Annotated in this window: 21 protein-coding genes, 1 tRNA gene and 3 riboswitches; of the genes, 10 read left to right on the top strand and 12 right to left on the bottom strand. The window is 76.0% G+C overall.

The genetic code is table 11. The features are described from left to right. Positions 1-5: 5 nt before the first annotated feature. Positions 6-120, bottom strand: a riboswitch (SAM riboswitch). Positions 121-175: 55 nt separating this feature from the next. The 9 genes from KJP73_RS10435 to KJP73_RS10395 all read right to left on the bottom strand — a co-directional run bounded on the left by KJP73_RS10435 (position 176) and on the right by KJP73_RS10395 (position 8,901). Beyond that, complete coding sequence (locus KJP73_RS10435) at positions 176-1,291, bottom strand: LLM class flavin-dependent oxidoreductase (RefSeq protein ID WP_213282792.1); 1,116 nt, start codon at positions 1,289-1,291, stop codon at positions 176-178. A gap of 12 nt (positions 1,292-1,303) precedes the next feature. Continuing rightward, complete coding sequence (locus KJP73_RS10430; RefSeq protein ID WP_213282791.1) at positions 1,304-2,416, bottom strand: LLM class flavin-dependent oxidoreductase; 1,113 nt, start codon at positions 2,414-2,416, stop codon at positions 1,304-1,306. 41 nt (positions 2,417-2,457) lie between these two features. Beyond that, positions 2,458-2,814: a rhodanese-like domain-containing protein gene (locus tag KJP73_RS10425; RefSeq protein WP_213282790.1), complete on the bottom strand. Its 357-nt coding sequence runs from the start codon at positions 2,812-2,814 to the stop codon at positions 2,458-2,460. Between the two features lie 95 nt (positions 2,815-2,909). After that, positions 2,910-4,118 carry an LLM class flavin-dependent oxidoreductase gene (locus tag KJP73_RS10420; protein WP_213282789.1) on the bottom strand — a complete coding sequence of 403 codons (1,209 nt, stop codon included), beginning with the start codon at positions 4,116-4,118 and terminating at the stop codon, positions 2,910-2,912. Between the two features lie 38 nt (positions 4,119-4,156). Then, complete coding sequence (locus KJP73_RS10415) at positions 4,157-5,179, bottom strand: ABC transporter substrate-binding protein (RefSeq protein WP_213282788.1); 1,023 nt, start codon at positions 5,177-5,179, stop codon at positions 4,157-4,159. A gap of 62 nt (positions 5,180-5,241) precedes the next feature. Continuing rightward, on the bottom strand, positions 5,242-6,102 hold the full coding sequence (locus KJP73_RS10410) for an amino acid ABC transporter ATP-binding protein (RefSeq protein WP_213282787.1): 861 nt from the start codon (positions 6,100-6,102) through the stop codon (positions 5,242-5,244). Continuing rightward, on the bottom strand, positions 6,099-7,031 hold the full coding sequence (locus KJP73_RS10405; RefSeq protein WP_213282786.1) for an amino acid ABC transporter permease: 933 nt from the start codon (positions 7,029-7,031) through the stop codon (positions 6,099-6,101). Before KJP73_RS10405 ends, KJP73_RS10410 begins: the two co-directional genes overlap by 4 nt. A 108-nt stretch (positions 7,032-7,139) precedes the next feature. Then, positions 7,140-7,754 carry a GNAT family N-acetyltransferase gene (locus KJP73_RS10400; protein ID WP_213282785.1) on the bottom strand — a complete coding sequence of 205 codons (615 nt, stop codon included), beginning with the start codon at positions 7,752-7,754 and terminating at the stop codon, positions 7,140-7,142. 43 nt (positions 7,755-7,797) lie between these two features. Beyond that, positions 7,798-8,901, bottom strand: a complete 1,104-nt coding sequence (locus KJP73_RS10395; protein WP_213282784.1) for an LLM class flavin-dependent oxidoreductase — start codon at positions 8,899-8,901, stop codon at positions 7,798-7,800. Positions 8,902-9,216: 315 nt separating this feature from the next. Next, a riboswitch (SAM riboswitch) is annotated at positions 9,217-9,329 on the bottom strand. Positions 9,330-9,532: 203 nt separating this feature from the next. Then, positions 9,533-9,662: riboswitch (SAM riboswitch) on the top strand. Positions 9,663-9,682: 20 nt separating this feature from the next. Between KJP73_RS10395 and KJP73_RS10390 the strand changes: the two genes are divergently transcribed. The 5 genes from KJP73_RS10390 to KJP73_RS10370 all read left to right on the top strand — a co-directional run bounded on the left by KJP73_RS10390 (position 9,683) and on the right by KJP73_RS10370 (position 13,870). After that, positions 9,683-10,255, top strand: a complete 573-nt coding sequence (locus KJP73_RS10390) for an NADPH-dependent FMN reductase (protein ID WP_213282783.1) — start codon at positions 9,683-9,685, stop codon at positions 10,253-10,255. Further along, a complete protein-coding gene (locus tag KJP73_RS10385; protein ID WP_213282782.1) occupies positions 10,252-10,839 on the top strand; it encodes a flavin reductase family protein in 588 nt (195 codons plus the stop codon). The genes KJP73_RS10390 and KJP73_RS10385 overlap by 4 nt, the downstream gene beginning before the upstream one ends. Before the next feature lie 40 nt (positions 10,840-10,879). Continuing rightward, positions 10,880-12,016, top strand: a complete 1,137-nt coding sequence (locus KJP73_RS10380) for an LLM class flavin-dependent oxidoreductase (RefSeq protein WP_213282781.1) — start codon at positions 10,880-10,882, stop codon at positions 12,014-12,016. 10 nt (positions 12,017-12,026) lie between these two features. Then, entirely contained in the window at positions 12,027-13,412 is a 1,386-nt protein-coding gene (locus KJP73_RS10375; RefSeq protein WP_213282780.1) for an NtaA/DmoA family FMN-dependent monooxygenase, read from the top strand. Positions 13,413-13,522: 110 nt separating this feature from the next. Continuing rightward, the gene (locus KJP73_RS10370; RefSeq protein WP_213282779.1) at positions 13,523-13,870 is read left to right on the top strand and encodes a PGPGW domain-containing protein; all 348 of its coding nucleotides are present in this window, start codon (positions 13,523-13,525) and stop codon (positions 13,868-13,870) included. Between the two features lies 1 nt (position 13,871). Here the strand turns inward: KJP73_RS10370 and KJP73_RS10365 are convergent, their stop codons facing one another. Continuing rightward, positions 13,872-14,399 (bottom strand): MarR family winged helix-turn-helix transcriptional regulator, encoded by a 528-nt coding sequence (locus tag KJP73_RS10365; RefSeq protein ID WP_213282778.1) that lies wholly within the window; start codon positions 14,397-14,399, stop codon positions 13,872-13,874. 198 nt (positions 14,400-14,597) lie between these two features. On the opposite strand from KJP73_RS10365, the gene KJP73_RS10360 reads away from it, so the two are divergent. From KJP73_RS10360 to KJP73_RS10340, 5 genes are all read left to right on the top strand, one after another. After that, a complete protein-coding gene (locus KJP73_RS10360; protein ID WP_213282777.1) occupies positions 14,598-14,801 on the top strand; it encodes a hypothetical protein in 204 nt (67 codons plus the stop codon). Between the two features lie 132 nt (positions 14,802-14,933). Next, the gene (gene orn, locus KJP73_RS10355; RefSeq protein WP_249669294.1) at positions 14,934-15,536 is read left to right on the top strand and encodes an oligoribonuclease; all 603 of its coding nucleotides are present in this window, start codon (positions 14,934-14,936) and stop codon (positions 15,534-15,536) included. Positions 15,537-15,591: 55 nt separating this feature from the next. Then, positions 15,592-15,667: transfer RNA gene (locus KJP73_RS10350), tRNA-His, on the top strand. A gap of 115 nt (positions 15,668-15,782) precedes the next feature. Beyond that, positions 15,783-16,040 carry a type II toxin-antitoxin system Phd/YefM family antitoxin gene (locus KJP73_RS10345; RefSeq protein WP_213282776.1) on the top strand — a complete coding sequence of 86 codons (258 nt, stop codon included), beginning with the start codon at positions 15,783-15,785 and terminating at the stop codon, positions 16,038-16,040. Positions 16,041-16,042: 2 nt separating this feature from the next. Then, positions 16,043-16,303 carry a Txe/YoeB family addiction module toxin gene (locus KJP73_RS10340; protein WP_213282775.1) on the top strand — a complete coding sequence of 87 codons (261 nt, stop codon included), beginning with the start codon at positions 16,043-16,045 and terminating at the stop codon, positions 16,301-16,303. Positions 16,304-16,345: 42 nt separating this feature from the next. On the opposite strand, the gene KJP73_RS10335 is transcribed toward KJP73_RS10340, so the two are convergent. Both KJP73_RS10335 and KJP73_RS10330 read right to left on the bottom strand, forming a co-directional pair. After that, on the bottom strand, positions 16,346-17,263 hold the full coding sequence (locus tag KJP73_RS10335; protein ID WP_349628303.1) for an ATP-grasp domain-containing protein: 918 nt from the start codon (positions 17,261-17,263) through the stop codon (positions 16,346-16,348). 10 nt (positions 17,264-17,273) lie between these two features. Continuing rightward, entirely contained in the window at positions 17,274-18,323 is a 1,050-nt protein-coding gene (locus KJP73_RS10330; RefSeq protein WP_213282774.1) for an ABC transporter ATP-binding protein, read from the bottom strand. Between the last annotated feature and the right edge of the window lie 18 nt (positions 18,324-18,341).

Genomic DNA, 18,341 nt, shown 5'->3' with positions numbered 1-18,341 from the left:
GGCCGTTGCCGTGCTTACCCGTCCCGCGGTCGCGGTCGGGTCAGGTCGTTCCCGGAGCACCCCGTCACGTCGAAGGGTTGCTGGCCAGCGAGCCGGGCCTTGGTGCTGGCGCTCGTCACCCGGGGGTGAGGGAACCCGCGGCGGCGGGGCCGGTCAAGGAGCCGCCGCGGGGTTCTCACATGCCGGATCCGGGTGTCGCCGCGGTGAACCCGGCCGCCCGCCGCGGGTCCGCCGCGCTCCACAGGTCGGTCGTCACCTCGGCCCTCACGAGCGGCGCGACCTCCTCGGCGAACCGGCGCAGCACGTCCTCCTGCTCCGCCGGGTCGAGCAGGTGGTTCACCGAGACGGACTGCAGCACGTGCCCGTAGGACGCGTGGTAGTCGAGGATCTTCTCGGCCACCCGCTCCGGGGACCCGACCAGGGCCGGCCCGCGCTCCACCGCGTCCTCCAGCGTGCGGAAGCTCGGCGCCCTCCCGACGGCGTCCGCCCCGTACCCGCGGCGCGCGGCGGCGTCCACCTGCCCCTGGTACAGCGGCCGGTACTGGGCGACCGCCGCCTCGGTGGTGTCGGCCAGGAACAGGCCGCCGGACCCGGCGCCGACGAACGCCGCCGCCGGGTCGTGCCCGTGCGCGGCGTACCGCTCGCGGTAGTGGTCGATCAGCACCTGGTAGTTCTCCCGCGGCTGCAGCGCGTTCGCCGTGACGACCGGGTCGCCCCACCGCGCCGCGAGCTCGACCGCGAACCGGGACGTCGCCGACCCGTGCCAGATCCGGAACGGGCCCGCGTACGGGCGGGGCAGGGTGGTGGCGTGCTCGAGCCGGTGCCGGTGCCGGCCCTCCCAGGTCACGTCCTCCTCGGACAGCAGCAGCCGGAGCAGCTCGTAGTTCTCCTCCAGGTACTCGTACTGCCTGCCGACGTCGAGCCCCAGCAGCGGGTACTGCAGCACCTCGTTGCCCTTGCCGATGACGATCTCCAGCCGCCCGCGGGACAGCTGGTCGACGGTGGCGAGGTCCTCCGCGACCCGCACGGGGTCGAGCAGCGCCAGGACCGTGACGCCGGTCGACAGCAGGATGCGGCTGGTCGACACCGCGACCGCCCCGAGGATCACCGTGGGGGCGGACGACAGCACGTCGCCGGCGTGCCGCTCCCCCACGGCGAAGGAGTCGAACCCCAGCTGCTCGGCCAGCACGGCGTGCCGGACCGTGCGCGCGAGCCGGTCCGCCGGCGGCACCGCCCTCCCGGTCACCGGGTGCGGCGGGTTGAAGACGATGTCGAGCAGCTGGAACCGCACGCCGCGTCCCGCTCAGGCCGCGGCGGCGGCAGCGGCGGCGTCGCGGGCGGCGACCCCCTCGCGCACGAGCGGGATGACGTACCGGCCGAAGTCCACGGCGTCGTCGAGCAAGTCGTACCCGCGGGCCGAGATGATCCGGACGCCGCGGTCGTAGTACGCCAGCAGCGCCTCCGCGACCTGCTCCGGCGTGCCGACGAGCGCGTTGGAGTTGCCCGCGCCGCCCGTGGCCCGGGCCGTCGCGGTCCACAGCACGGAGTCGAACCGGTCGCCCTGCGCCGCGATCTCCAGGAGCCGCTGCGACCCCGCGTTCTCCGGCTTGTCGACCGGGTGCCGGGGGCTCAGCACGCCGCCGAGGGCCGCCTTGCGCGCCTCGATCCGGTCCAGCACCCGGTGCGCCTTCTCCCAGGCGAGCTCCTCGGTGGGGGCGATGATCGGCCGGAAGGCGGCGTGGATCCGGGGCGGGGTCGCGCGCCCGGCTGCGGCGGCCTCGGCGTGCACCCGGTCGATCTGCTCCCGCGTGCGGTCCAGCGGCTCGCCCCACACCGCGAAGATGTCGGCCTCGGCCGCGCCGACCCGGAACGCCGCGTCGGAGGACCCCCCGAACGAGATGGTCGGCACGTGCCCGTCCACCGGCCGGGTGTCGAGGCGGAAGTCGTCGAAGTCGTAGAACCGGCCGTGGTGGTCGAACGGCTCGGCGGACGTCCACGCCTGCCGGACGATCTGGATGTACTCCTGGGTGCGCGCGTACCGCTCGTCCTTGGTGAGGGTGTCGCCCTCGCGCTGCTGCTCGTGGTCGTTGCCGCCGGTGATGAAGTGCACCGACAGCCGCCCGCCCGACAGCTGGTCGAGCGTGGCGAACGTCTTGGCGGCGTAGGTCGGGTACGAGACGTTCGGCCGGTGCGCGAGCAGCAGCTCGATCGACTGCAGCCGGGCGGCGGTGTAGGCCGCGAGCGCCGCCGGCTCCGGGCCGGACGACCCGTAGGCGAACAGCACGCGCGTCCAGCCGTTGTCCTCGTGGGCGCGCACGATGCGCTCCAGGAACGCCGGGTCGAACGGGCGGGTGGTGGCGGCGCGGGTCTCCGAGCCGTCGTTGGCGGTGGCGATGCCGAGGAACTCGACGGGCATGGTGGTGCCTTCCTGCGGGTGCGGGGGGATGTGCCGGGCGTTCAGGCCTGGTCGGCCGGGGCGGCCGGCTCCGTGGCGGGCAGGCCGGCGGCCTTCCAGGCGGGGAAGCCGCCGTCGACGTGCGACACGGTGTACCCGCGCGCGGCGAGCTCCTCGGCGACCGGTCCGGAGCCGGCGTTCGAGCCGCAGACCACGACCACCGGGGTGTCGATCGAGATCACCGGCGTGCCCACGGGCCCGAAGAGGGCGTCCAGGTCGGTGCGGTCCGCGAGGGTCGCGCCCGGGATGTCGCCGTGCGCCGCGCGGCCGCCGGCGGACCGGACGTCGATCAGCAGGGCGCCGCGCTCGATCTCGGCGGCGGCCTCGGACGCGGGCCTCAGGGGCGGGGTGCTGGTCATGGGTGCTCCTTCATCAACGGACTGGCGTGTCAGGGGTCGGGTGTGTCAGGGGTCGGGCGTGTCAGGGGGACGGGCTCGTCAGGGCGTCGGGCGTGTCAGGGGACGAGGACCGGCACCGCGCCGGCCGTGGGGGTGGGCGAGACGGGGCGCCGCCACGCGTCGGCGAGCAGCGCGAACGACCGGCGCGCGTCGGCGGGGTCGTGCGTGGCGGTGGTGACCAGGAGCTCGTCGGCGCCGGTCACGCGCTGCAGCGTCTCCAGGCGGGCGACGACCGTCGCGGGGTCCCCGACCACGCGGGTGTCGACGCGGTCGGCCACGAGCGCCCGCTCGCCGGCGTCCCGCGCCTCCCACGGCACGGCGTCCCCGGGCCGCGGGTAGGCGACGGCACCCGAGGCGCCGCGCCGGATGGACAGCACCCAGTCGGTGAACGGGGTCGCCAGCTCCCGGGCGCGCTCGACGGTGTCCGCCACCAGCACGTCCGCCGACACGACGACGTACGGCTCGGCCAGGACGCCGGGCCGGAACGCCGCGCGGTAGGCGGCGATCGTGTCGAGCGTCGTGGCGGGACTGACGTGGAAGTTCGCGGCGATCGGCAGCCCGAGCTCCCCGGCCACCCGGGCGCTCTCCCCCGCGGACGACGCGAGCACCCACAGGTCGAACGCCGCGCCCTCGACCGGCGGGGACACGTGCCGGGTGCCGTCCGCCTCGGCGTACGTCCCGGCCCGCAGGCCCAGCACCAGCTCGAGCTCGTCCCGGAACGCCGCCGGCGTCCGGGACGCCCCGACCACGCGCTTCTGGGCGAGCAGCCGCTCCCGCTGCACGGAGTCCGACGCGTCGAACGGGGGCGCCGCGGGGACGTACAGCCCGTCGACGACCCGCGCCCCGACGCGGGGGCGCTCCGGGGCGGGCACGGCCGCGGGGGCGACGGCGTCGCCCTCCCGCTGCGGCGGCGGCGTGAACGCCCGCCCCAGCCCGAGGTCCACGCGCCCCGGGTGCAGCGCGGCGATCGTGCCGAACTGCTCCGCCGCGACGAGCGGGCTCGTGGTGCTGAGCAGCACGGCGCCGGACCCGACGCGGATCCGCTCCGTGCGGGCCGCGACGGCGGCCGCCAGCACCGCGGGGGCGGCGGACCCGACGCCGGGCGACAGGTGGTGCTCGGCGTACCAGACCCGGTGGTAGCCGAGCCGGTCGAGGTCGACCGCGAGGTCGACGGCCGCGCGCACCGCCTGCGCGCCGGTGGCGCCCTCGGGCACGACGGCCAGGTCGAGCACGGACAGCGGGACCCGCTGGAGGTCGTCGGACATGGTTCCTCCTGGAGGACGGGGGTGCGGGGGCGGCGGTGTCAGGACGTCTTCGGCAGGCCCGGGGGGTTGGTCTCGGGCGCCTCGATGGCCTCGTCCTCCAGGCCCCAGCGCTCCAGGACCTGCTGGTAGGTGCCGTCGTCGAACGCGCCCTGCAGCGCGGCGGTCACGGCCTCGGCCGCGCCGGAGCCCTTCACCGTCGCGACGGCGATCTGCGCGGTGTCCGGCCAGCCGCCGTTGAGGGTGCCGACCACGGCGAAGTCCTGCGGCGAGACCTTGGCCTTGTAGGACGCGCTGGCGTTCGGGCCGAACGACGCGTCGATCCGCCCGGACTGGAGCGCGAGGATCGTGTCGCCGTCGTTCTCGAAGTACTCGACCTGCACGGGGTCCAGGCCGGCGTCCTGGTTCTCCTGGTCCCAGGCGAGCAGGATCTTCTCCTGGTTGGTGCCGGACCCGACGGCGACCGTGAGCCCGGCGATGTCCGACGGCTCGTCGACCTCGGTGATGTCGCTGTCGGCCTGCACCAGCCAGCCGAGCTGGTCGTTCCGGTAGGACGAGAAGTCGTACTTCTCCTTGCGCTCCTCGGTGACGGTGACGTTCGCGATCACGGCGTCGACGTCGCCGGACTCCAGCGCGAGCGGCCAGTCGGCCCACGCCTTGACCTGCAGGTCGAGCTCCTTGCCGAGGGCGTCGGCGACGAGCTGCGCGATGTCCGTCTCGTTGCCGATCGGGGTGGCCTCGTCGTCGGCGAGGAACGACAGCGGCGCGGTGAACGCGCCGACCGCGACCGTGAGGGTGTCCTTCGCGGCGAGCTCCGGCGGGAGCAGGGCGATCGCGTCCGGGTTCTCCTGGGTGTGGATGCGGTCCTGGTCGGGCGAGGTGTTCACCTCCAGGCCGGCGGCCTCGGCGGCGGCCTGGAGGTCACCCCCGGCCTCGCCCCCCTCGGCGGCGTCGGACGTCCCGCCGCAGGCGGCGAGCAGGGCGAGCACGGGGGCGACGGCCAGGGCGGCGGCGGCGGTTGCGGACCGGCGGCGGCGCGGCCGGCTCGGGGTGGTCGTGGGCATGGTGGTGCCTCTCGGTGGTGGGGAGGTGCAGGCAGACGGGTGCGGACGGGTGCGGACGGGGGTCAGCGGACCTTGTCGAGGAACGCGCGGGTGCGGGGGTGGGCCGGTGCGCCGAGCACCTGGGCCGCGGGGCCGTGCTCGACCACGACGCCGCCGTCCATGAAGACGACGGTGTCGGCGACGTCGCGGGCGAAGCCGACCTCGTGGGTGACGACCACGAGCGTCGTGCCGCCGTGCGCGAGACCGCGGATGACCTCGAGCACCTCGCCGACCAGCTCCGGGTCGAGCGCCGACGTCGGCTCGTCGAACAGCAGCAGTGCGGGCCGCATCGCGAGCGCCCGGGCGATCGCGACGCGCTGCTGCTGCCCGCCGGACAGCTGCCGGGGCCGGGCGTCGGCCTTGTCCGCCAGGCCGACCCGGGCGAGCAGGGCCCGGGCCTCGGGCTCGACCTCCGACCGCGGCCGGCCCTGCGCGGACACCGGGGCCTCGACGACGTTCTCCAGCGCGGTGAGGTGCGGGAACAGGTGGAAGTTCTGGAACACGAAGCCGATGCGCGTGCGCTGGCGCAGCACGTCCCGCTCCGTCAGCTCGCGCAGCACCTCCGTCCCGCCGGTGCGGCGCCGGGACGGGCGGATGCGACGCGTGTACCCGATCACCTCGCCGTCCAGCGCGACGAACCCGCGGTCCGGCCGCTCCAGGTGGTTGATCAGCCGCAGCAGGGTCGACTTGCCCGAGCCCGACGGGCCGAGGACGACGGCGACCTCCCCGGGGCGGACCTCCAGGTCGACGTCGCGCAGCACCTCGAGCGTGCCGTACGCCTTGTGCAGGCCGTGGATCTGCAGGTGCCCGCCCGCCGTGCGGTCGGCGGACCTGGCGAGGGGTGCCGCGTCGGTGGGCGTGGGGGTGCTCAGGGTCGCGGTCATGCCGGGCCTCCGGTGTCGCGGGTGGCGGCGCCGTCCCGGGCGCCGGTGCGGGTGAGGTGGCCGCGCCGGGCGGCGGCCAGGAACGACGGCGGCAGGTCCGCCGGCAGCGGCCGGCCGGTGAGCCGCCCGGCGGCGACGGCGAGCGTCCACCGCAGCCGCTGCAGGGGCGTCGGGGGCAGGGTGCGCAGGGCACCCTTCGCGTAGTGCCGCTCCAGGTAGTACTGGGCGACGGTCAGCAGGGTCGTGGTCGCGAGGTACCAGATCGCCGCGACGAGCAGCAGCGGCACCACCCGCTGGTTGCGGCCGTAGATCACGCCGACCGTGTAGAACAGCTCGCCGTACGCCAGGACGTAGACGACCGACGTGCCCTTGAGCAGGCCGATGGTCTCGTTGACCGAGGTCGGCACGATGGTGCGCATCGCCTGCGGCAGCACGATCCGCAGCTGCTGCCGGCCGCGCGGGATGCCCAGCGCCGCCGCGGCCTCGTGCTGGCCCTGGTCGACGCCGAGGATCCCCGCCCGCACGATCTCCGCGGAGTACGCGGCCTGCGACAGCCCCAGGCCGAGCACCGCGGCGCCGAACTTGTCGACGACGTCCAGCGTGTCGAACGCCACCAGCTCCGGGCCGAACGGCACCCCGAGCGACAGCTGCGGGTACAGGTACGCGAGGTTGTACCAGAGCAGCAGCTGCAGGATCAGGGGCACCGACCGGAACACCCAGGAGTACCCCCAGGAGACCGACTGCAGCAGCGGCGACCGGGACAGGCGCATGAGCGCGAGCACCGTGCCGAGGCCGAAGCCGATGACGCTGGCGACCGCGGTGAGCCGGAGGGTCGCCCACACCCCCTCGAGCACGGACGGCCACGTGAGGTACGTCGCGACGACGTCCCACTCCCACTGCGGGTTGGTCAGCAGCGAGCTGACGACCATCGCGAGCAGGACGGCGACGCCCGCGGTGGCGGTGCCGGGCGGGTCGGACGGGCAGGTCCGCGAGCGCCGGGGCGGTGGGCGCCGCGGGCGGGCGCAGGGCGAGGTCGGTCACGAGGTCACCAGCCACTTCTCGAAGGCGTGCGCGCCGACCGTCTCGGGGTCGGCGGCGGGGTCGAACAGGGGCGTGTAGCCCGCGGCGCGGTAGAGGCCGACGGCCTCGGGCTGCCGCGGGCCGGTCGTGAGGTAGATCCGCGGGTAGCCGCGCGCGGCGGCGCGCGCCTCGAGCTCCGCGAGGACGACCCGGGCCAGGCCCCGGCGCCGGTGCGCCGCGTGGGTCCAGATCCGCTTGAGCTCGGCGGTCCGGACCGCCGGCGTCCCGTCCTCGGTGCGCGCGCCGGCGCGGGTCAGGCGGGCGGGGTCCCCGAGCTCGGGCTCGTGGCGGCGACGGAACGCCCCGCCCGCCACGGGCTCGCCGTCGTCGAGCACGAGCACGAGCTCGCCGTCCGGCGGCGCGAACTCCTCGGCGCCGTAGTGCTCGAGCTCGTCGCGCAGCTGCGCCGGGGTCAGCAGCCGCTCGTACCGGGTGCCGTACTCGTGGGCGAGGCCGTCGAGCAGCGGGCGCACCAGCGGGTCGTGCAGCGCGACGGCGCGGACGGTGAGCCGGGCGGCGTCGGGGTGGGCGGCGGCGGGCTGCGCGGGCGTCGGCAGCTCGGTCGTGGTCATCGGATCACCTCGGGGTCGGTCGGGCGGAGGGCGTGGCGCCCGGTCAGGTGGTGGCGAGCGCGGCGGACGGGCGGAGCCGGAACAGCCCGGCGTGCTGCAGCGCCGGGACGACGCGGTCGACGAGCGCGTCGAGGTCGACCTCGGGCGCCGAGGGGCGGACGACGAACCCGTCGGCCGCGCTGGCGTCCACCCAGGCGGCCGCCAGCGCGGCGAGGTCGGCGCCCGTCCCGGCGAGCACCGGGACCCGCGCGCCGGCGTGGGCGGTCCCGCCGCCGTCCCCGGACCGGGCGAGCGCGAGCCGGGCGGCGGCGGTCTCCGGGTCGTCCGCGAGCGCCACGTCGACGTCGGCGAGCACCCGCACGGCGCCGGCCGGGCGCCCGGCGACGGCCGCCGCGTCCCGCACGAGCGAGCGCAGCCGCGCGCCCTGCGCGACGTCCGGGACGGCGATCCGCGCGACGTCGCCGCGCCGGCCCGCCAGCGCGGCGCCCGCCGCACCGGACACGGGGACGACCACGAGGGGCCTCCCGGCCGCGGGGCCGGGGACCGGGACGGCGGCCGCCCGGCCCCGCACCGCGAACCGCACCCCGTCGTGGTCGACGCGGAACCGGCCGTCGGGGTCGAGCAGCAGGGCGCCGGCGTCCCCGGGCCCGTCCCACTCCCCCTCGACCGCCGCCACGGCAGCCTCCGCGCGCGCCGCCCACTCGCGCTCGTCCGCACCCGACGCGGGGCCGGAGAGCAACCAGCCCGCGGGTCCCCGCCCGGCGCGCTGCACGCCCCGGACCGCCCCCGCCACGTGCGCGGGGTCGACGTGCTCGTGCGCCACCCCGGCGACGAGGGCGGTGCCGGTGCCGAGCGGCGCGACCCGGGCGGCGGCCACGGCGGCGTCGAGCCGGCCCGGGACCTGCCGGCGGCCGGGGTGCAGCAAGAACGCGTCGCCCAGCAGGACCAGGTCGAGCAGGCCGCGGTCGGCCCGGTGCACGAGCCGCGCCAGGCGCTCGCCGTCGAAGGGGCGCGGGACGACCACGCCGTGCGGGCCGTGGCCGCCGGGGCGGGCGCCCAGCGCCGTCAGGTCGACGGCGAGGACGACGTGCCGGTCCTCGGGGCGGGCGGGCTCGGGCGGCGCCGGGCGTGCGGGGGTGCTGGGCATGACGGGACTCCGTTCGCGGACGGCAGGACGGCGCGCGGCAGCGCGGACCGGGGTGCCGGACGGGGTGGGGTGCGGACCGGCGGGATGCGGACCGGCGGGCCGCGGCGCGAGGTCGCGCGCGGGGCGCTGCGCGCGCTCGGCGCGGCGGGGCGCGGGAGGTCAGCGACAGCGACAGGAGGCGGCGCGCGGGGCGACGGCGCCCGGCAGGCCGGCGGGCACGGCGCGGGGCCGTGCGGCGCGGGAGGACGGACGCGCGGTCGGCGTCGGCGTGCTCCTGTTCATACGTGCTCCTCGGTGCGCCCGCCGGGGGACGGGCTCGCGTGTTGCCCCACTGCCGGCGGCAGCGGGCCTGGTCCTCACCCGGGGCACCCACCCGCGCGGGGGGTTGCCGTCCGACGAGCCGGGGCTTGGTGTCGGAGCTCATGACCACCGGGCCTCACCGCCGGTGGTGCTCGGCGTGACTCGGTGCCGCGGAACTTATGGACCCCGCGCTCGCGAAGTCAACGAGCCGGGTGCGGCGTCTCGCATGGCGGAGCGATGTCACCGCGGGGACGACGCACGGTCCCGGATCGTGAGAACTCCCCCGCGCACCGTCGGCCCGCGCGCCCGCCGGTGCTAGACAGCCGCCCGAGGTCACGAGTCCCAGCGCCAAGCCCCGGCTTGCTGGGCAGCAACCCCACATCACGGCGGGGTGCTCCGGGAGATGACCTGGCCGTCGGCCGGGGCCCACCCCCCGATCCGCCGCGCGGCAAGCGTGATCGACCCGTCTGCGAGGCACCCCATGACGTCCCGTCCCCCTGCCGTCGTCGCCGTCTCCGGCAACCCGCGGCCCGGCTCCCGCACCCTCCAGGCCGCCCGCGCGGCCGCCGCCCGCGTCGCGGAGCACCTGACCGACGGCCCTGCGCCCGCCGTCACGACCGTCGACCTGGCGGAGCTCGCGGGCGAGGTGCTCGCCCCGGTGCACCCCGCCGCCGACGCCGCCCTGGCCCGGCTCGCCGCCGCCGACGTGGCGGTCGTCGCGACGCCGGTCTACAAGGCGTCCTACACCGGGCTGCTCAAGGCGTTCCTCGACCTGTACGGCCCCGACGGCCTCGCCGGGGTCGTCGCCGTCCCGCTGGTCGTGTCCGGCAACCCCGCGCACGCGCTGGCCGGGGAGGTGCACCTGCGGCCCGTGCTCGTCGAGCTCGGCGCCGTCGTGCCGACCCGGGCGCTCGCGGTCACGGAGGCGCAGCTGCCCGACCTCGACGCGGTGCTCGACGCCTGGCTGCTGCGGTCCGGCGCGGCCCTGCGGCGGTCGACCGGCCTGCCCGCGGCCGCGGCCATCACCCCCGAGGCCGTGGCGGTGGCCCGGTGACCGCCGAGCACACGGACCTGTCGGCGCTCGAGCGGCTGCTCGCCGAGCAGGACGAGCGGCAGCTGGACGCCCACGAGTTCAAGGCGGTGTTCCGCCGGCACCCCGCCGGCGTCGCCGTGGTGGCGCTGCGGCACGAGGGGCAGCCGGTCGGGTTCACCGCCACGTCCGTCATCTCCGTGTCCGCCGCCCCGCCTCTGCTCGCGTTCTCGCTCGCGTCCACCTCGTCGTCGTGGCCGGCCGTCTCGGGGGCCGCGACGCTGGCGGTGAGCTTCCTCGCGGACCACCAGCACGACGTCTCCGCCCGGTTCGCGACCAGCGGGATCGACCGGTTCGCCGCCGGCGGCTGGTCGTCGCTCGCGACCGGGGAGCCCGTGATCGACGGCGCGGTGTCGTGGGTGCGGGCGCGGGTGCTGCAGCGCACGCCCGTGGGCGACAGCTACCTGGTCTCGCTGCGGGCGCTGTCCGCGGGCTCCCCCGCCGCCGACGCAGCCGGGGACGCGGCCGGGCACGGAGTCCGCGCGCCGTCCCCGCTCGTCTACCACGACCGCACCTACCACCGGATCGGCGGGCACTCGGCGCTCTGACGCCCGGATCCCCGACCCCGCGAGCCCCTCGGAGGACCGCATGACCACCCCACCCCTGTTCGTCGGCGTCGACGTCGACGGCGCCGGCAGCCACCCCGCGGCCGCCGCCGTCACCGGCCTGAGCGGCGTCGACCTCGTCTCCGGCACCCGCCTGGCCGGGACGGTCCGCCGCGCGGAGAACGCCGGCTTCACCTTCGCGACCTTCGCCGACGCGGTGCTGCCCGCAGTGCCCGGGGCCACCACCTCGGCGCGGCTGGACGCGGTCACCCGGGCGGCGTTCGTGTCCCGGACCACCACCGCCCTGGGCCTGGTGCCGGAGGTGCCGACGACGTACCCGGAGCCGTTCCACGTCGCCGCGCAGCTCGCGTCGCTCGACATCGCCGCGTCCGGCCGGGGCGGCTGGCTGGCCGCCGTCACCCCGGGCGACGCGGCACCCGCGGCGTACGGCCGGCCGGCGGTGCCGGACCTGGACCGCGAGGCGCGGGACGTCGTCCAGGTCGTCCGCGACCTGTGGGACTCGTGGGAGGACGACGCGGTGATCCGGGACGTCGCCACCGGCCGGTACATCGACCGCGACCGCGTGCACCGCGTCGACTTCCGCGGTGCGACCTTCTCCGTCGTCGGCCCGCTCATCACGCCGCGGCCGCCGCAGGGCCAGCTGGTGGTGCTCGCGCGGGCGGGCGACGTCGCCGCCGGCCGGCCGGGCGAGGACCTGGTGGACGTGGCCCTCGTCGGGGGCGCGGACGTGGGTGGCGCGGACGTGGCCGGTGCGCTCGCCACCGCCCGCGAGGCCCGCGAGGCGACCCCGGGCGCACCGCTCGCCGCCGTCGAGATCGAGGTCGTCCTCGACACCGTCGACCGCACCGGGCGCGAGCGGCTCGCCGAGCTGGACGGCACGCGCCCGTGGTCGTCCCGGCCGGCGCTGCGGCACGTCGGCGACGCGGCGGGGCTGGTCCGGCTGCTCACCGAGCTCGCGGCGTCCGAGGAGTTCGCCGGCGTGCGGCTGCTCCCCGCGGTCCTCGACGTCGACCTGCCCGTGCTCGCCCGCGAGGTCCTGCCCGCCCTGCGCGCCGCCCGGCTCGCCGCGGCCCCGCGCGCCGGCGCGACCCTGCGCGACCACCTGGGCCTGCCCCGTCCCGCCCACCGCCTCGCCGGGTCCGCCCGGCAGCCCGCCTGAGGAGCCCGCCATGTCCGAGCACACCCTGACCCGCCCCGCGGCGCAGGTCCACTTCGGCGTCTTCTTCCAGGGCGTCAACCACACGACCATCTGGTCCGACCCCGAGTCCGGCTCGCAGACCGGCTTCGCGTCCTTCGAGCGCGTGGCCCGCACCGCGGAGCGCGGCCTGTTCGACGCCTTCTTCCTCGGCGAGGGCCTGCGGCTGCGGGAGAGCCGCGGCGCCCTGCACGACCTGGACGTGGTGGGCCGCCCGGACGCCATCACGCAGCTCGCGGCGCTGGCGGCGGTCACCGAGCGGATCGGCCTGGTCGCCACCCAGAACACCACCTACAACGACCCCGTCGACCTCGCCCGGCGCCTCGCCGGCCTGGACGTGCTGTCCGGCGGGCGCGCCGCGTGGAACGTCGTGACCACGGACAACGCGTGGACCGGGGAGAACTTCCGGCGGGGCGGCTACCTCGACCACGCCCGCCGGTACGACCGCGCCGAGCAGGTGCTGGCGACCGCCCGCCGGATCTGGGACGCCTGGCCCGACGGCGACGGCGACGTGGCCCGCGTGTCGGTGCACGGCGAGCTGCTGGACGCGGAGATCGACCCGACCACCCCGCGCAGCCCGCAGGGCCACCCGGTGATCTTCCAGGCCGGCGACTCACCGCAGGGCCGCGACTTCGCCGCCCGGTCGGCGGACGTGATCTTCAGCCGGCACGGGAGCGTGCTCGCCGACGCGCTGGCGTTCGCCGAGGACATCCGTGCCCGCACGGTCGCCGCCGGCCGGCCCGAGGACGACGTGAAGATCTTCCCGGGCACCGCCGTCGTGGTCGGGGACACCGCCGCCGAGGCCGAGGAGAAGGACCGCTGGGTCCGGTGGAACCAGGTCACCCCCGCCACGGCGCTGCACGTCGTCGGCACCATCTGGGGCGAGGACCTCAGCGGCTACGACCCGGACGGCCCGCTCCCGGCGCACGACCCGGTCGTCACCGAGCTCGGCGGCGAGGGCGGGACGTCGACCACCGGTGCCCGCACCCACGAGGTCGCGGCGCGGTGGCGGTCGGTCGCCGAGGCGGAGGGGCTGTCGATCCGGCAGCTCGTCGTGCGCGTCACCGGCGAGCGGGGGTTCGTCGGCACGCCGTCGGCCGTCGCGGACCGGCTGGTCCAGTTCGTCCGGACGGGCGCGGTCGACGGGTTCAACATCAGCCCCTGGATCATCCCGTCCGGGCTGGACGACATCGTCGACCGGGTCGTGCCGGAGCTGCAGGAGCGCGGGGCCTACCGCACGGCGTACACCGGCACGACGCTCCGCGAGCACCTGGGCCTGCGGGGGCCGCTGACCCGCCGCGGCCCGTCGGGCGCGCACCGCGCGGCGGACGCCCGCACCCCGGAGCTCGTCGCGCCCTGAGGCGACGGCCCGCGCCGCCCGGCGGCACGGATCTCACCCGCCGGGCCCGGGAACAATCGCGGCGTCCCGGACGTCATGCTCCCGTGGACACCTCGACCCCCGGAGGCCGCGTGCCCGACGACAGCCTGGCCGCCGAGATCGCCGCCGGCGAGCGCACGGACACCGGCGCGCACCGCGCCCTGGCCCGGTTGCGCGCGCGCCTGGACAGCAAGCCGTGGCTCCGGCTGACGTACAAGGTCGTGGTGACGGTCGTCGGCGGGTCGGTGGTGGCCGTCGGGATCGCCCTGCTCGTCCTGCCCGGCCCCGGCTGGCTGCTGATCTTCCTGGGTCTCGGCATCCTCGGCACCGAGTTCCCGGCGGTCCGCCGCCTCACGGACCGCTTCAAGGCCTTCGTGATGCGGGTGTGGCAGTCGTGGCGGGACCGCCGGGCGCGGCGCCGCGGCGAGGGCGCCGGCTAGGTCAGCTGCCCGCCTCGTTCCCGCACGCGTCGGCGGCGCCGGCGACGGGGTTCTGCGCCTCGAGCCGGTTCTCGGGGTCGAGCGCCCCGAGGACGGCCAGCGCGATCGCGTCGAGCTGGTCGACCTGCTCCGCGGTCAGGCGGTCCACCACCAGCCGCCGGACCTCCGCGACGTGCGTGGGGGCGGTCGCAACCACCTTGCGCCAGCCGTCCTCGGTGAGCGTCGCCAGCGTGGAGCGCCGGTCGTCGTCGGAGCGGGTGCGCGTGAGGTAGCCGCGCGCCTCCAGCCGGGCCGCGACGTGGGACAGCCGCGGCAGCGTGGCGTTGGTGCTGGCCGCGAGCCCGCTCATCCGCAGGGTGCGCTGCGGGGCCTCGGACAGCTTGGCGAGCACCAGGTAGTCGTAGTGGGACAGGTCGGCATCGCGCTGGAGCTGGTGGTCGAGCGCGGTCGGCAGCAGCTCGGCGACGGCCTCCAGCCGCATCCAGGCCTGCAGCTCGCGGGCGCTGAGCCAGCGCGGGTCGTCGGTCATGAGGCCATCCTACCGAAAGGTTGACGCTTCAACAGACCGCCCGGAGTCACGACGTCGCGACTCGGAGTTCACGCTGGAGCGCTGAGCGGCGAAAAACCCGTGACGGCGCGGTGCGCGCGGTGGAACCGTGAGGGTCACCGCGGTGAGTCCCGGGGGCCCGGCCAGGCCCCGTCCAGCAGCACGACGGAGACCACCACCATGCACCCCACCCTGACCTTCGACGTCCTCCAGCAGGACCTGCGCGAGCGCCGCGAGACGGTCGCGCTCGTCCGGCGTCGCACCGAGCGCGGCACTCGGTCCAGACCGTCCACCGAGACGCGCGGCCGGCCCCCGGAACGGGCCCGCCCGCACCGGTTGCGGGCGTTCCACGGCCTCGGCACCGCCGTCACGACGCTCCGCTGACCGCGCAGCAGCACCTCCATCCCGTGAGCCCGCCGGACCCCCGTCCGGCGGGCTCACCCGTACCCTGGGCGGGTGAGCACCATCAGCAACGGCAACGGCAGCGCCGACCGCATCGTCTGGATCGACTGCGAGATGACGGGGCTGTCCTCGACGGACGACGCCCTGGTCGAGGTCGCGGCCGTCGTCACCGACTCCGAGCTCAACGTGCTCGGCGAGGGCGTCGACGTCGTCATCGCCCCGCCCGCGGAGGCCCTGGAGCAGATGGGCGACTTCGTCCGGACGATGCACACCACCTCGGGCCTGCTCGACGCCCTGGCCGGGGGCACGACCCTCGCCGAGGCGCAGGCCACCGTGCTGGAGTACGTGCGCCAGTGGGTGCCGGAGCCGGGCAAGGCGCCGCTCGCCGGCAACTCGGTGGGCACCGACAAGGTCTTCCTCGACCGCGACATGCCCGAGCTCATCGGCCACCTGCACTACCGGGTGATCGACGTGTCCTCCATCAAGGAGCTGGCCCGCCGCTGGTACCCGCGCGTGTACTTCGCGTCGCCGCAGAAGCACGGCGGCCACCGGGCGCTCGCCGACATCCTGGAGAGCATCGACGAGCTGCGCTACTACCGCGCCGCCCTGCTCGTCCCCCAGCCGGGCCCGGACTCCAAGGCCGCCAAGGCCGTCGCCGCGCAGATCGAGGCGACGTCGGTGGCCGCCGCGCACCGCGCCTCGACGCCCGCGTCCTGAGGACCCCCGCGGACCCGGTACACTTTTCGTCGGCCCCGGTTCTCCGCGGGTCGTGGTGGCTATAGCTCAGGTGGTAGAGCGCCTGGTTGTGGTCCAGGAGGTCGCGGGTTCAAGTCCCGTTAGCCACCCCAGCAGAACGGGCGCCGTACCCCTCGGGTACGGCGCCCGTTCTCGTTCACAGCGCCACCCCCACCCTTGCCGTTCCACCCCACCGGGCGTACAGTTTTCTGTACAGGAGGTGCCACCGTGCGCACGATGAGCTACACCGAGTCCCGCGCCCACTACGCGGAGGTGCTCGACTCCGTCGTGAACGACCGCGAAGAGGTCGTCATCACGCGCGCCAACCGCGAGCCCGTCGTGATCGTCTCCCTCGAGGACTTCGAGTCCCTGCGCGAGACGGCCTACCTCATGCGGTCCCCCGCGAACGCGCGGCGGCTGCTCGACGCCATGGAGCGGCTCGAGGGCGGCGCCGGCGAGTCCCACGACCTCGTGGACGCCGACTGACCGTGCGGCTCGTCTGGGACCAGAACGCCTGGCAGGACTACCTCTGGTGGCAGGTGCAGGACCGCAAGGTGCTGCGGCGGATCAACCTGCTCGTGCAGGACGTCGTCCTGCACGAGAACGAGGGCATGGGCAAGCCGGAGCCCCTCAAGCACGACTTCGCCGGCTACTGGTCCCGGCGCATCACCGACGAGCACCGACTCGTGCACAAGGTGACCGACGGCGAGGTGCGCATAGCGGCGTGCCGCTACCACTACGGCCGCTGACGCCCTGGACGGGTACGGCGCCCGTCCTCGTTCCCGGCCGCCTCAGAGGCGGCGGGTGATCGCGTCCGCGAACCGCTCCACGGCCTCCGGTGCCTGCTCGAAGAAGAACGACGGCTCGATGAGCTCCAGCTCCAGCACGACGGGGTTGCCCTGGTCGTCCGGGATGAGGTCGACGCGCGTGTAGGCGAGCGGCTGCTCGACACCGGGGATGAGGTCGGGCAGGGCGTCGACGACCCGCTGACCGAGCGCGAGCTCGGCCTCGGACGCCTCGCGGGAGGTCATGACCTCGCGCTTGTAGAGGACGCCGTCCGTGGCGCCCTCGCGGTACGGGCCCTCCAGCAGCGGGGCCTTGCGGACCGTGTGGCTGAGCTTCCCGTCGAAGTAGACCAGCGCGGTCTCCCCCACGGTGTCGACCTGCTTGAGGTACCGCTGCACCATGACGTGCCGGCCGTCGTTCAGCAGGTTCTTCACGTGGGTGATGGCGAGCGCGCGCGACGGCGTCTGACCCGCGTCGTACCGGCCGGTGTCGCGGGAGCCGGCGCTGATGGTCGGCTTGATGACGAAGTCGCCGAACGCCGGGAAGCGCGTGTGGATGGCGCGGGCGTTGAAGTTGCGCGCGGGGTCCATCCAGATCGTCGGGACGATCGGCAGGCCGGCGGCCTCCATCGCGCGCTGGTACGTCTTGTCGATGTTCCAGGTGAGGACCTGCGCGGGGTTGACGAGGCGCGAGGACTGGCTGACGCGCTGCGCCCACCACCGGAAGTCGCGCGGGTGGTCGGTGTAGTCCCACGTGGACCGGACCACGACGGCGTCGTAGGACGACCAGTCGACGTCCCCGGAGTTCCACACGGGGGACTCGACCTCGAGGCCGCGCGCCCGGAGCGCCTCGACGAGCGGGGCGTCGTCCGGGTCGAGGTCGGGCAGGGCGGCGCAGGTGGCGAGTGCGAGGCGAGTGGTCACCCTCGGCAGACTACCCACGCGCCCCGGCGCTCGGCTCGGGCGCGTGCGCGGCGTGGTCGTCGGTGTCGTGCGCGTCCTGCGCCGCGTCGACCAGCCGGTGCAGCGCCGCGAGCAGCCCCGGCGCGTCGAGCTCCCCCACCACGGCCGCGCCCTCGTGCACGGCGACGCGCCCCGACGGCTCCGCGGCGAGGGCGCTGAACGCCGCGTCGAGCGGGTCGCCGACGCGGAGCCCGGCCCGCTGCGCGAGGCCGTCGTGACGGTCCTCGCGGCTCGCGGGCCGCAGGTCGGCGCGCTGCACGGTGCCGAGCGCCAACAGCCGGACGGCCGCGCCGGTGCCTACGAAGTCGGCGACCGCGGGGCTCGCCGGGGCGGCCAGCAGGCGGACCGGGTCGCACACCTGCTCCAGGTGCCCACCGCGGCTGAGCACCGCCACGCGGTCGCCCAGCCGCACCGCCTCGTCGACGTCGTGCGTGACGAGCATCACGGTCGTCCCGAGCTCCTGCTGGATCCGGCGGAACTCGCCCTGGAGCCGGCGCCGGCCCACGGGGTCGACCGCGCCGAACGGCTCGTCCATCAGCAGCACCGGCGGGTCGGTCGCGAGCGCGCGGGCGACGCCGACCCGCTGGCGCTCACCGCCGGACAGCTCGTGCGGGTACCGCCGCGCGTACCGGGACGGCTCGAGCCCCACCAGCTCCAGCAGCTCGCCCACCCGCGCGCGGGTGCGGCCGCGGTCCCAGCCGAGCAGCCGGGGCACGGTGGCGACGTTCTGCTCGACGGTCTGGTGCGGGAACAGGCCGACGTTCTGGATGACGTACCCGATGCGGCGACGCAGCGCGACGGCGTCGACCTCGGTGACGTCCTCCCCGTCCAGGAAGATCCGGCCCGACGTGGGCTCGACCAGGCGGTTCGCCATCCGCAGCGTCGTCGACTTCCCGCAGCCGGAGGGCCCGACCACGGCGAGCAGCTCGTGCTCCTGCACGTCGAGCGAGAGGTCGCCGACGGCCACCGTGCCGTCCGCGTACGCCTTGCGCACGTGCTGGAACCCGATCGCGACCGCCATGCCGACGACCCTAGCCGC

The organism is Cellulomonas hominis (assembly GCF_901521055.1).
Taxonomy (GTDB): Bacteria; Actinomycetota; Actinomycetes; order Actinomycetales; family Cellulomonadaceae; genus Cellulomonas; species Cellulomonas endometrii.
This window is presented reverse-complemented; position numbering and strand designations above follow the sequence as displayed.

What these genes read in the sequence shown, in the direction of transcription:
- KJP73_RS10430 (WP_213282791.1), bottom strand. Translation starts at nt 2,416, where the DNA reads ATGCCCGTCGAGTTCCTCGGCATCGCCACCGCCAACGACGGCTCGGAG.
- KJP73_RS10425 (WP_213282790.1), bottom strand. Translation starts at nt 2,814, where the DNA reads ATGACCAGCACCCCGCCCCTGAGGCCCGCGTCCGAGGCCGCCGCCGAG.
- KJP73_RS10420 (WP_213282789.1), bottom strand. Translation starts at nt 4,118, where the DNA reads ATGTCCGACGACCTCCAGCGGGTCCCGCTGTCCGTGCTCGACCTGGCC.
- KJP73_RS10415 (WP_213282788.1), bottom strand. Translation starts at nt 5,179, where the DNA reads ATGCCCACGACCACCCCGAGCCGGCCGCGCCGCCGCCGGTCCGCAACC.
- KJP73_RS10410 (WP_213282787.1), bottom strand. Translation starts at nt 6,102, where the DNA reads ATGACCGCGACCCTGAGCACCCCCACGCCCACCGACGCGGCACCCCTC.
- KJP73_RS10405 (WP_213282786.1), bottom strand. Translation starts at nt 7,031, where the DNA reads ATGGTCGTCAGCTCGCTGCTGACCAACCCGCAGTGGGAGTGGGACGTC.
- KJP73_RS10400 (WP_213282785.1), bottom strand. Translation starts at nt 7,754, where the DNA reads ATGACCACGACCGAGCTGCCGACGCCCGCGCAGCCCGCCGCCGCCCAC.
- KJP73_RS10395 (WP_213282784.1), bottom strand. Translation starts at nt 8,901, where the DNA reads ATGCCCAGCACCCCCGCACGCCCGGCGCCGCCCGAGCCCGCCCGCCCC.
- KJP73_RS10390 (WP_213282783.1), top strand. Translation starts at nt 9,683, where the DNA reads ATGACGTCCCGTCCCCCTGCCGTCGTCGCCGTCTCCGGCAACCCGCGG.
- KJP73_RS10380 (WP_213282781.1), top strand. Translation starts at nt 10,880, where the DNA reads ATGACCACCCCACCCCTGTTCGTCGGCGTCGACGTCGACGGCGCCGGC.
- KJP73_RS10375 (WP_213282780.1), top strand. Translation starts at nt 12,027, where the DNA reads ATGTCCGAGCACACCCTGACCCGCCCCGCGGCGCAGGTCCACTTCGGC.
- KJP73_RS10365 (WP_213282778.1), bottom strand. Translation starts at nt 14,399, where the DNA reads ATGACCGACGACCCGCGCTGGCTCAGCGCCCGCGAGCTGCAGGCCTGG.
- KJP73_RS10360 (WP_213282777.1), top strand. Translation starts at nt 14,598, where the DNA reads ATGCACCCCACCCTGACCTTCGACGTCCTCCAGCAGGACCTGCGCGAG.
- orn (WP_249669294.1), top strand. Translation starts at nt 14,934, where the DNA reads ATGACGGGGCTGTCCTCGACGGACGACGCCCTGGTCGAGGTCGCGGCC.
- KJP73_RS10330 (WP_213282774.1), bottom strand. Translation starts at nt 18,323, where the DNA reads ATGGCGGTCGCGATCGGGTTCCAGCACGTGCGCAAGGCGTACGCGGAC.